This window comes from Chitinivibrionales bacterium, from assembly GCA_035516255.1.
Lineage (GTDB): Bacteria > Fibrobacterota > Chitinivibrionia > Chitinivibrionales > FEN-1185 > FEN-1185.
Genome location: DATJAL010000035.1, coordinates 86,395 through 97,664, shown reverse-complemented (window position 1 = coordinate 97,664; position 11,270 = coordinate 86,395). Strand labels below are relative to the sequence as shown.

Sequence of the window (11,270 nt, the reverse complement as noted above, 5' to 3'; positions counted from 1 at the left end):
ATGAACAAATTCCATAAAGGCCTCCTTTTTTAGGAATGTGGTTTGTGGAACGAAGTAACTATAAGCTACGTTCCGTTGGGGGCCTTTATCTATAATATCAACGCGCTAAATCATGACCGTCCGCATCTGCAAACACCCTTGGCTCGCGGGCGGCTAGTTCTTCAAGCAAGATTCGTGGTTTGCGCAGGGAAAATGCGGTCATAGTCCGGCATATTAGCGCGGCGTTATGCTTGAAATTGAAAGGCAATTAATCGAACAAGAAAAGATGATTACCACGGGGATATTTTCCGGAACAAGCCGGAATTCGATGGAATCGCTTCACACAATACCGAGTTGGCCAAAATTCTTGGCCTCCTCCCATTAAAGACTCGCGGGGAACAGGAAAAAATAATAACAAACAACAATTACAAGGAAGGGAAGGTTCATATGAAAAAGTTCCTGATTCGGCTTGCTCTTTGCTTGGGGTTGCTGGCTTTTTCTACGCATGTGGCAAGTGCTGGTTGGGTACAAACGTTTGATTCGTCGTGGAACATTAATGCACTTTCAATAGGCGCGGTTATCTGTGCTGGGACTGGGGGATTTGGTGTATGGATGACGCCGCCGGACATGTTAGGCAATGGTTGGAATAATGGCGAGTACGCCAGCAATATAGATGTCAAATCTCTTTTAATAAACGGCGCCAATATCTTTGCCGGCACAAATGGAAAAGGGATTTACTTTTCCAACGATTTGGGTTACTCTTGGGCAACGGTCAATTCCGGCCTAAATGCTGGATTTTCGCAAGAGGTATATGCTCTTGCAGTTATTGGCAGCAATATTTTCGCCGGGACTTGGAGTGGCGTTTTCCTATCCACGAATAATGGAACAAACTGGACTGCGACAAATTCCGGGCTTACGAATGTTTATGTCCATGCTCTTGCAGTGAGCGGCAGCAATATTTTTACCGGGACGGAAGGTGGCGTTTTCCTATCCACCAATAATGGAACAAGTTGGACTGCGGTAAATTCCGGGCTTACAACGACAGGGGGTGCAATTGCAGAATTTGTCAATTCTCTCGCAGTGAGAGACAGCACTATCTTTGCCGGTACTAATGATGACGGTGTTTTCCTATCCACCAATAATGGAACAAGCTGGACTACGGTTGACTCCGGCCTCACAAATACCATTGTTATGTCTCTTGCCCTGTGCGGCAGCAATATTTTTGCCGGGACTGATGGTGGTGGTGTCTTTCTATCCACCAATAATGGAACAAGCTGGACTGCAGTAAATTCCGGGCTTACGAATTTACGAATTCTGTCTCTTGGCGTGGACTCCAACAATATTTTTGCCGGGACTAGGGGCAGCGGTGTATGGTACAGGTCGCTTTCAGAAGTTGGAGTACTTAACAATAAACTGCAGCGAGGGAAATTAGACCAGGTATATTTGAGGGTACACTCTCCGGGCCATACTAACCCTATCGTAGCCATTGAATTTTCTCTTACGCATTCAGATCAGGTGGTGGTTAATATTTATGACCTATCCGGCCATGAAGTGGCAACTCTTATCAATAAGAATCTTGCATCAGGCGCGCACAGCATACTATGGGATACGCGCCATTTAGCCACAGGTTGTTATACCGTAAGAATGAGGGCAGGATCGGATACCTATGTAAGGAGTATTCCGATTTTCCGATAATTTGTTATAAAAACAGGCCCCCTTCACGCGAAGAGAAGAAAATGTGTGGGGGCAAAGAACTGTCGGCCAACAGCCCAAGTGATGCAATAGCTTGTTTGACGCCTCCGACGGTTTCATTCTGCACCGTCACATCGCGGCGATCAGGCCACTGCACACGGTTGGGCGCACGTTAATGGAGGCGAAAGACAATCAATTCGGAATTAATTACAGATTAATCACGGGATTCGCAGGAATCGGTTTTCACCAAACCGGATTAATGAAGGCAAGACGAAATCGATTCAAAAAAGGCAAAAAGAGAGAAAAGGCATAACAACGCGCTAAATCATGACCGTCCGCATTTGCAAACAGCTTTGGTTCGCGAGTGGTCGTTTCTTCATAGAAAGATTCGTGGTTTGCGGCGGGAAAATGCGGTCGTAGTCCGGCATATTAGCGCGGCGTTAGGCAGTAAAACAAAGAATGAAATGTTGTTGCCATAAGGCACACAATCAGTTATAATTCTACTATGGATTTCTTCTATTGGAACATTAAAAAGAATGAACGACTCAAGAAGGAACGTGGAATCTGCTTTGAAGATATCGTTTTGCGAATACATACCGACCATGTTCTGGCGATCGTGGACCATCCGAAGAAAGAAAAATATCCGAATCAGAAGATCATGATCATTAATGTGGATGGGTATGCTTACATGGTTCCTTTTGTGCCGCACGAAAAAGGTTTTTTATTAAAAACGATAATTCCAAGCAGGAAATACACCAAGAAATATTTGAGGAGGGGCTAATTATGAAATACAATTTGGATCAGGAAGAACAGGAAATTCTGAACGCATTTGAAAAAGGTGAATTAAAACCCGTCAGGCACCAAGCAGCCCTTATTTCGAGACTTCGCACTGCAGCTCGCAATACCATTAAAAAAGATAAAAGGGTTAATATCAGAATTTCGACAAAAGACCTGACTGAACTTCAGGTTTTGGCAATTGAGGATGGCATTCCCTACCAGACTTTAATGTCCAGCGTTCTCCACAAATACGCTAGCGGCCGATTAAGAGATAATAAAGCCGCCTAACAACGCGCTAAATCATAACCGTCCGCATCTGCAAACACCCTTTGTTCGCGTTCGGTTGGTTCTTCATACAAGATTGGTGGTTTGCGGCGGGAAAACGCGGTCGTAGTCCGGGATATTAGCGCGCGGCGTTAGCCGGACAATAAAAGAGGGCGTTACGCGATGACCGACTCCAATATGGTGACCGTTCATGGCGACTGGCTGGTGCACGCGGACCGCGCGTCGGTCTACGCGATTGTCTCGGACTTCGAGCGAATGCCTGAGCACTTTCCCAAGATCGCTCGCTCGATCAGACTCCTGAAGCGTGATGGCGATGTGCTTACACTCGAAGCGGAGGCCGGTTCGTTTGCCGCATGGCTCCCATCTGCCAAGATCGAGCTCACGGTGATGCTGCTACCGGGTCAAGGCTACCGCTGTACCACCCGCAACCTCACCTTCAACACGACCGGGGATGAGGAGCTGCTACTCGTCGATGACCCGGAAGGTACACGCATCAAATACACGTACTTCGTTACTGTGCGACGCCGTTGGTTCAAGCCGCTGTTTGAATGGATGGTCGCGACGTTCGGCCTTCCGTTCTGGAAGCGGTCGTTCGTCGATCCGCTCGAATCGCTGGTGGAGGCACGTCGCGACGGTGGCCCGATGCCTGCCGGCTAACAAGCGATTCAACTTGACGCGTGCGCTCCGCGCCTGCGTAAGTTAATCTCAATTCGTTATGGCCAAAAATTGAAATGCAATAAATCGGAAAATACAAGAAAATATTCGGGGATATTTTCGGGGAAATTCAAATCTAAAAATATCAGTCTCGTGGCTTCGGCTCGAAGCGTAAGAACGGCGGGTTTTTCAGGCGCAGGTTTTTTCAAAGAACCCGTAATCGAGGACAGATTCCTCGACCCCGGGCGGCCACCGTCGGCGGGTTCACGGCGAGCGTCGAAAAGAACACTCGCCGTGAAGGTTACTTCCTTTATCGATGGCTCACCAAAATGCGCTTGCAGCGTCCGTCCGGGGCAACAGAATAATAGACGCCTTGCATGAGTTTGGATGTTGATTGGGCATCCGGCACGAAGCGGCCTCTAATATCTACTATGTATTTGTTGCCTTGTAGCGGAATGCCGCGATACGCCAGGTGATTGCCAGGCACGGGTGCAATGGTTCCTGTTTGGCACGATGCATCTTGACATATCCATACCGCCGGGTGGCTAAGCCTTACGCCCGCGGGTAAATGCAGTATCATTGTCCAGGTGTTGGTATTGTAATTCACAAGCCAAATGGTCCCCGAGTCCGGCATACGGCTGCCGGCGCAAGAATCCGGGTGAAGCGAACAATTCCCATATGCAATGCAATCCCCGTCCCCCACGATATAGCTGGTGTCGTTGGTGTAATTCCAATCTTTGAAATCAGACCAGAAGTTGCTGCTTACGGCATTCAGACCTTGTGTGGAGTCCGTAGGACTCAGGAACAAATATTTTTTAGGCGCCCAGTTTACGCTGAAGGCCATGGACATTTCAAGGGCGGTTTGCCAGGCCACTGGGGGCGCGGTCTTCTCCTGAAAAGGAACCAGGATAAATGATTTGTGCCTGAGGAGGCAGAATTCATCGGCCATACAGCAGCACCATTGGTCGTACCCTGGATTGAAGCAGCCGATTGCCCCGTTATGGGACAGGGTACACATGCATCCCATTTGGGGAATACCGCCATTGCCGGTGGCCGGGTGCCACACATTGGAATCGGTGGCCGCGGCGCCGCTGCCGGGAAGGGTAACCATTGCCGGCCCATAATTGCACACTCCGGAATTCGGGTCATAGTCTATTCTGGCAAAAAAATGATCGCGCGCGCAGCCCATAGAAAACTCCAACGCTTTGGTGAATTGGGCGATAACACGGTCTGTGCCGAAGGTCGGTGCGGCATTTGTCGAAAAGGTGACAGGCACCGCGTGGACTGTTTTATCGCCGTTTTCTCTATAGACAACTTCCAGTTTCCCGCTGGGAGCGTTCCACCAGAACGTGCAGCTGCCGTCGCTGGTGGATGGATTGGTGGCGGGGACGGTGGTCTTGAACATGCCGTCAACGCGGATGAGCTTGACCCCGCCTCCATTGTAAAGGACCCACTGGCCGTCTTCCGTTATCTGCGTGCTCGTGGTATATTCACCGGCCGTGTTCGGTATCAATGCGGGAGCGTCATTTCCCAGGGAAGAACTATAGAGGCCGCCATTTCTTCCTCCGGCCACGACCGTACCCTTGACCGGGAGCGTGGCCCCGGAATCAAGGTACTGCGTTATATTGATTTTGTGGACAAACGGCGGCGTCGCCGCCCAAACCGCGCCGGTGCTCGCCAGCAACGCCGCGGCGAATGTCATGAGATCGATCCGTTTCATGCTTTCAACCCTTTTCTCTTTAGATAGTGATTACTCTTTCCAAATTTTTTGCGTTGTCGTGAGACCCTGCTTGTCCGTTATCCGCACACAATAGGTGCCGGCCGAAAGACCCGCAATGCTGAAGGCATTATTGTTCACCAGCACGCTCTTGTGAAGCGATTTTCCGTTCAGCGAAACCAGCGTGACTTTTTCAATGGGGTTTGCACTTTGAATGGTGACAATATCATGCGCCCCCATCCGGATCGCATGCGAGTTCGCCCGCGACTTCTGCTCCGGAACAACCGAGCCGACGGTGGCGGGATCGAACGATCCCAAATCAAAGACAAGGGAGTCGAGCGGTTGCGAGCTGCCCACAATCAGGACCGAACTCTGATTGTTGTTGTCGTCAAAGCCAAAACCGTAGGCCTTATTATGAATGCTGATCCTGTGCAGGAGATCGGCGAATTCGCTTCTGGTCTTGCTTTTGTGATAATAGGTGGAAGGGTTGTTATACCAACTGGAGTCCCGCGCCACTCCGCGACACAGTGCCGATGAAAGTGGAGCCACAAAGTTAAGACTCATCTGGTCAAAGCTGTTGTTGGCCCAGATCGACCTCGCGGTGGGCTTGCTCATTTTTCCTGAATTGCTACCGCTGACGGTCACCGTATCGGTACCATTTCCGGTTATCGTCCAGGTGCTGCCGCCGTATTTGAACGTGAACGGTTTAGCCGACCAGTCCGTCCAGAGAGAATCAAGAAGGGGTTTGAAATAGTCGGCGTAGGCGCCTCCAACATAGAACTGGCTCGAGTTTTGCGGTGCCAAAACACGGGTAGGTTTGATGGATGCCTGGAAAGGGGCCGACAGACTGTCCTTGAAGAGTTGCATGATCCGTGGCATAGACCAGCCGCTGCTGGTGCTTATACCGCAACTGTCCATGAAATGCGTTGAAGACTGACAGACTTTTACGGAATAGGGGAAACCGAAAATATCGACCTGGGTCGTATTGCCGCCGAACTGAAGTGCGTTATATGCGTAGGCCATTTCGTACCAGTCCCAGTAGGCATCTGCCATGGGATCACCCGGGTTCTGGGGATCGGGCAACGCGAACCCGCCGTCCGAGACGTTTACCAGGAACGGACTGCCGACCGACATGTAGAGTCGTCCGCCGCCGACCGAAGTCGGACACCTGAAATTGACCATATCGGAAAGACGGACGGAAACGGCGGCATAATTCTTGCCGTCCTTGGTATAATGCCCTGGCGCATTGACGTCTGCCGCTTGAAAGGGCTGCAGCGCGCCGTTTTTGTCAACCCAATATTTATTTTGCACCCAGAATAATACATAAATCTGGCTGTCGGCATACACCTTGGTATTGTTATGGAATATGACCGGGAAAGTCCCGGCCTGGCCGAACACTGCGGCACTGAACAGCGCAACGAGCAAAAGGCTGAGGTGCTTTTTCATACGCTCTCCTGTCTGTTAAAAGGGGGTATTCTTCTCGGAAGTTCCGGTTTACAGGGAGACGTCCCGTCCGGTGCGAAAAGTCTCTCCTGCCCATAAATATAAGCGCAATGGCTGGTTTTTGGGATGATTCCATACACGCTAGAGGTTTATCTGTTATATAATTTGGTAACAGGTAACGGCAGACACGGCAGGGACATGCGGCATTTTAAAGAAACGAGCGGTAGAATCTGGACCAAGGTGTGCGGCCGACTATACCCCGATGCTCAGGTCCATGACCGCGGGCCCGCTTCAGATCAATTTTCGCGGCGGCATTCCCAACGGCACGTACCTGCTGAGGGCATGCAATGCACGATGCATCAGACCAAGGCAATCACTATTGTAAAGTAAAGGCTTGTTTATGCGGCAATTGGAAAAGGGAGCTGATGCTCCCTTTTTTATTGGATTGGCTTTGCCATAAAAAGACGATGGCTGCCGATCGACAACCAGTGCGCGGATCCGAACGGTTTCTGACCATCATTTTGCACCCCTCATGACAAAATGGAACAATCCCCGCATCTTGTCTGCGCGGCAGAATCCTTCTGCCTCAGAAGCGGCGCCGGGGGCGGAAAAAAAACGATCCTGGCGCGGTGGTGCATGGTAACTCCATGATTAAAGCGCTTCAGGTCACGTGAGCTCCCGCGTAGTTTCCATATTGTAAATTTTGTCTTGTGAAAAACTGCTTTTTCTATTATATTTGTCCCTTCAAAATCGGCAGCTATTCCCTAAACCTTTTCAAATCAGGAGGTCTGTATGGTCGGAAGAAGAATCGCTCTGTGCGCGTTCGTGGCCGCGCTCGCACTTCGGGCGGGAGCGCAGGACATCAACATCACCGGGACCGTGATAGACGGATCGGGCAACGGCGTTTCGGGCGCCACGGTGAGCCTGATGTATGCGGGGCTTTCAACCACCTCGGCAAGCGACGGCTCGTTCTCGCTCGTTCAGACCACGGCGGTCAGGTCCATGCTTGAGTCCTCCGCTCCGGTTTCTGCGGCCGTTTCGGGCAACACGGTGTGTTTCAGCGTCGCCGCGCAGTCGCCTGTTCGTATCGATGTCTATGCCATGAACGGGCGCATGGTTTCTTCCTCGCTCAGCAGGATGCTGTGCAGGGGCGTGTATGCCTTCGCGCCCGGCCGGGAGAACATCACGCCCGGTATCTATTTTATAAAGGTAAGCATCGGCGCCTGGTCCACGGTGTGCAAAATGACGCTCGCCGGCGGGCAGACCGCGGGACCTGCGCTCAGGCAGCTTTCCGGTTCGGCGCAGCCGCTTTCCAAGAAGGCCGATGTCGCAGACACGCTTGTGGCGTCCAAGGGCGGATACAAGACGTTCAAGAAGTTCATTTCATCGTATACGCTTGCCAGCCAGATCTGCGTGCTCACCGCGATCACCAAGTCTCCCGAGACCGCCATTTATTCGCAGCGGGTGACCAAGAGCATAGACTGGGCCAATACCACCGTGCAGGTGTGGGATTACACGGCGGCGCATACGGATACGTCGCTTCACCTTACCTCCACGGCGCTTGACGGCGCAAACACCGTCGATCCCTACCCCGGCAACACCAAGTGCTGGCTCGTCACCTGCGGAACGGTCGGCTGGTCCACGTGGGGCTTTGTGGTGAGCGCCGCGGTCGGGTCGGTCGACATGTCCGGGTTTTACGGCGGCAACATTCATTTCTACATCCGTGGGAGTTCGCCGAGCGTGGGAGCGTTCATCGCCTCCACCGGCGGCGCCGGAACCGCGGTCGACCTCTCTACGCTGGGTTATGCGGCTGACAGCACATGGCATGAGATCACGCTTCCGCTTTCCAGCTTCCCGACGGTCGATCTTTCGGCGATTACCGACTACCTTATGTTCGTTGCGCCGGTCACCCAGGGAGCCGGGTATACTGCAGGCTCGTGGTACGCGCTTGACGACATCACGTACCGTCCGGCCCCGTAAGGCGGCTGATTGTTGTTTGTGAAGTTTGAGCGCCCCGTCTTGTAAATGACGGGGCGCTTTTTTTTCATGGCGTTATTAAGACACGGTAAGCTTTGGCTGGAAGGAAGTTGAGGAGTCGAGAAGTTAATAAGGAAAAAACGGCAAATAAAAACGCGCTAAATCATAACCGTCCGCCCCAAAAGGCCGCAAAATCCGCGCCAATTCAACTGGGAAATCCCGCGAGTAAATTCTTCCATTCAGATGTTATTATTTTAAAAAATTTGGAATAACGATCCTGATCATATGGTCGTTTCTCACGCCCTGGTCGATTTATTGACACAGGGCATTTTTATCACACCGACAAATATATGGGGGTTACATGAACTTCAAGAAACTTTGCACCCAGGCGATCATTGCATGCATTGCCATAGCCGGAGAAGCGGGGTTCCGGGGCCAACGAGGTTGACAGTTTCATATGACGCGCTGGGGCAGACGGTGATCTTGGCATGGAGTGGCGCGGATACGTCAATGATTACCGGATACAATGTGTGTCGGGCAATCAAGGGACAGAATTTCAGCCTCATAACCCAAACACCGTTGCCGGACACCGCGACGACGTATCGTGATTCAGCTATTGCAGTGGCAACACGGTCGTCGCAGCGCAACCGTTTTATTTTCGCGGCAAGATAATGAAATCAGCGTTACATGTTTTTGTAACGGAAAATGGCTTTTCGGACTCTATTCTCGGCGAGTCCTGTTTATAAATGCTTATATTGTTGACAAGCCGGTCATAGACATGACGAAATGCCGCGACCTGCTTTCCAAATGCGAAGTCGTCTTGAGCGCTTCTTACCCGGCATTCTTGCGTGAAATCAATGTATTTCGTGAGAAAAAAAACTGGACACACCCAATCGAATCGAGATTCTCCCGTCTCTAACCAAAAGTATGGAGGATGTATGAGATTTTCAAGGCGCTTTCCCGGTCCGTTGTCCTTTTCTATCATGGTCCTCGCCATATTCGTCCTCTCCGCACATTCTTTGGCCGGGAATCAGAAGGTGGTGGTCGCCAACGACTGTCCCATCACGCTCTGGATCCATTTTACCGGTAACCCTGCTCCTGACGGCGGGATAACCCACAAAATGCTTCCCATGGATACGCTGGTTTTCGACAACTGGCCTGATTTCGGCGCCGGGAGGTGCTGGGCCTATTATCACGATCCCGGCACGAAAACAAACCCGTCCGCTCCGATCTTGCCGGAAAACGGGTTTGTGGAAATGACCGTAAGCGGCGGATCCACGGGCGTGCAGAATTACAACATTTCTTATGTAGATTATGCCACGTTGCCGGTGAAGGTTGTGGGTGGTTGCTCAAGTTGTATTCCGACAATTGTGCCCGTTACCTTTAAGGAGATGCAAGGCCAACTCAAACACGGGTGTCCCACACAGCTCAATTATTACGATAGCACTTTGGGAATAGGCATATGCCTTGGTTCCTACAATTACTGCGTCCAGCCCGGATACGATACCGGAAATATATATTGCAATAAGATGTGGCTGGGCCACCACCACCACGGGACTGAAGTGTACGGCGGTTCGCTTAATCCCGGTTCGAGCGACAAATTATTTGATTCGATTGCTGCTTGGCAAAGAGGAACATTTTACCAGGACGCGGATTCTTCCCATTACTGGAAAAAACCGGAACAAGATTCGCTCGGCAATTGGGTAAATCCCTACAACCTTTTCGCCAAGTGGGTCCACAAAACCCTGGGGGCCCAGGTTTACGCTTTTGCCAACGACGACCATCAGAACCAGAGCGGGTTTCAGGCGTGCCCGAATAGTTGCGGCTATGGCGAGCTCCAAATCACCTGGTGCCCTTGCGAAGGCCCGGGAGGGTGCAAGGAGGATCCTCTGACGGCAGTGAAAGAGGAGAAGTATTCGCCGGTCATGCGCATGCAGGACGAGAAATTTATACGATATATTCTCTTCACGCCCGACGGAAGAACAATACGCTCCGGCATCGCCACCTCCATGGACGAGGCAAGCCGTTCAATTTCAAACAAGCTTTCACTTTCGAGAGGTGTGTATTTCATCGCACTCTACAACAAAGAGGGGGGCTTGGCCGCGAGCAAAAAGCTATTCGCGACGTGGTAAATATCGTTACGAATAAAAAGGGTTGGGCTGGAGAATCCGGCGGGGGTCAATGCGCGGTGATTCATGCACTGAACGGGCGACACGGATACCTTAAACTGACATTCAGCGCTTTCGCGAAAGGATGGAATCCGCCAACTTTTCGCCGGACAAATATTTTGTGATCCGTTCCTTAAAGATCTTCCCGCTTTCCTCGGTGAGGACGTCCAGCGGGCTTATCGCCGGTAGCTCCGCGCGGGTGTAATCATCGGGATGAACGAGCTTTCCGACCGCCGCTTTGTCAATCCGGCTCAGCTCATCGCTCGAAAATCCAGTCGCTTCTTGCGCAGACGGACTCATATATTCGAATTTGCCCGTCCGCAAATTCAACCTGTAGACAACGTCCCGGGAATTATCGAGCACCGGGCGGAACCGTTCTTCGCTCTCGCGCAAAACCATTTCCGTCTTCGTCACGTTATTCTTCCAGCGAAATACGTGGCAGATAATCGGTTCTTTGTAATATATTCGAGGATACTAGTTGTCAAGGCCTTTATCCGAGCTTGAGGTACATCGCAAAAGGCTCGGGAAGACATGTTTTTTTCCTTCTCCTCACAGCTTGCAGCGGGGTCTTTCAACGG

At 51.3% G+C, this 11,270-nt stretch carries 8 protein-coding genes; 5 read left to right on the top strand and 3 right to left on the bottom strand.

Annotation, left to right across the window (positions count from 1 at the left end; genetic code table 11):
• Positions 1-426: 426 nt before the first annotated feature.
• The 3 genes from VLX68_10860 to VLX68_10850 all read left to right on the top strand — a co-directional run bounded on the left by VLX68_10860 (position 427) and on the right by VLX68_10850 (position 3,390).
• Positions 427-1,674, top strand: coding sequence for a FlgD immunoglobulin-like domain containing protein (locus VLX68_10860; GenBank protein HUI92737.1), 1,248 nt, complete (start codon positions 427-429; stop codon positions 1,672-1,674).
• 780 nt (positions 1,675-2,454) lie between these two features.
• Positions 2,455-2,736 carry a hypothetical protein gene (locus VLX68_10855; protein HUI92736.1) on the top strand — a complete coding sequence of 94 codons (282 nt, stop codon included), beginning with the start codon at positions 2,455-2,457 and terminating at the stop codon, positions 2,734-2,736.
• A 159-nt stretch (positions 2,737-2,895) separates the two neighbouring features.
• Complete coding sequence (locus VLX68_10850) at positions 2,896-3,390, top strand: SRPBCC family protein (GenBank protein HUI92735.1); 495 nt, start codon at positions 2,896-2,898, stop codon at positions 3,388-3,390.
• A gap of 307 nt (positions 3,391-3,697) precedes the next feature.
• On the opposite strand, the gene VLX68_10845 is transcribed toward VLX68_10850, so the two are convergent.
• Both VLX68_10845 and VLX68_10840 read right to left on the bottom strand, forming a co-directional pair.
• Positions 3,698-5,107 carry a hypothetical protein gene (locus VLX68_10845; GenBank protein ID HUI92734.1) on the bottom strand — a complete coding sequence of 470 codons (1,410 nt, stop codon included), beginning with the start codon at positions 5,105-5,107 and terminating at the stop codon, positions 3,698-3,700.
• A gap of 30 nt (positions 5,108-5,137) precedes the next feature.
• Positions 5,138-6,550: a beta-1,3-glucanase family protein gene (locus tag VLX68_10840; protein HUI92733.1), complete on the bottom strand. Its 1,413-nt coding sequence runs from the start codon at positions 6,548-6,550 to the stop codon at positions 5,138-5,140.
• Between the two features lie 789 nt (positions 6,551-7,339).
• On the opposite strand from VLX68_10840, the gene VLX68_10835 reads away from it, so the two are divergent.
• Positions 7,340-8,527 (top strand): carboxypeptidase-like regulatory domain-containing protein, encoded by a 1,188-nt coding sequence (locus tag VLX68_10835; GenBank protein ID HUI92732.1) that lies wholly within the window; start codon positions 7,340-7,342, stop codon positions 8,525-8,527.
• Between the two features lie 935 nt (positions 8,528-9,462).
• Positions 9,463-10,656, top strand: a complete 1,194-nt coding sequence (locus tag VLX68_10830) for a hypothetical protein (GenBank protein HUI92731.1) — start codon at positions 9,463-9,465, stop codon at positions 10,654-10,656.
• 102 nt (positions 10,657-10,758) lie between these two features.
• On the opposite strand, the gene VLX68_10825 is transcribed toward VLX68_10830, so the two are convergent.
• Entirely contained in the window at positions 10,759-11,106 is a 348-nt protein-coding gene (locus VLX68_10825) for a PAS domain-containing protein (protein HUI92730.1), read from the bottom strand.
• Positions 11,107-11,270: the final 164 nt, after the last annotated feature.

Excerpts from the sequence above, each read along its gene's own strand:
- VLX68_10835 (HUI92732.1), top strand. The coding sequence starts at position 7,340 with ATGGTCGGAAGAAGAATCGCTCTGTGCGCGTTCGTGGCCGCGCTCGCA.
- VLX68_10840 (HUI92733.1), bottom strand. The coding sequence starts at position 6,550 with ATGAAAAAGCACCTCAGCCTTTTGCTCGTTGCGCTGTTCAGTGCCGCA.
- VLX68_10850 (HUI92735.1), top strand. The coding sequence starts at position 2,896 with ATGACCGACTCCAATATGGTGACCGTTCATGGCGACTGGCTGGTGCAC.
- VLX68_10860 (HUI92737.1), top strand. The coding sequence starts at position 427 with ATGAAAAAGTTCCTGATTCGGCTTGCTCTTTGCTTGGGGTTGCTGGCT.
- VLX68_10830 (HUI92731.1), top strand. The coding sequence starts at position 9,463 with ATGAGATTTTCAAGGCGCTTTCCCGGTCCGTTGTCCTTTTCTATCATG.
- VLX68_10855 (HUI92736.1), top strand. The coding sequence starts at position 2,455 with ATGAAATACAATTTGGATCAGGAAGAACAGGAAATTCTGAACGCATTT.
- VLX68_10845 (HUI92734.1), bottom strand. The coding sequence starts at position 5,107 with ATGAAACGGATCGATCTCATGACATTCGCCGCGGCGTTGCTGGCGAGC.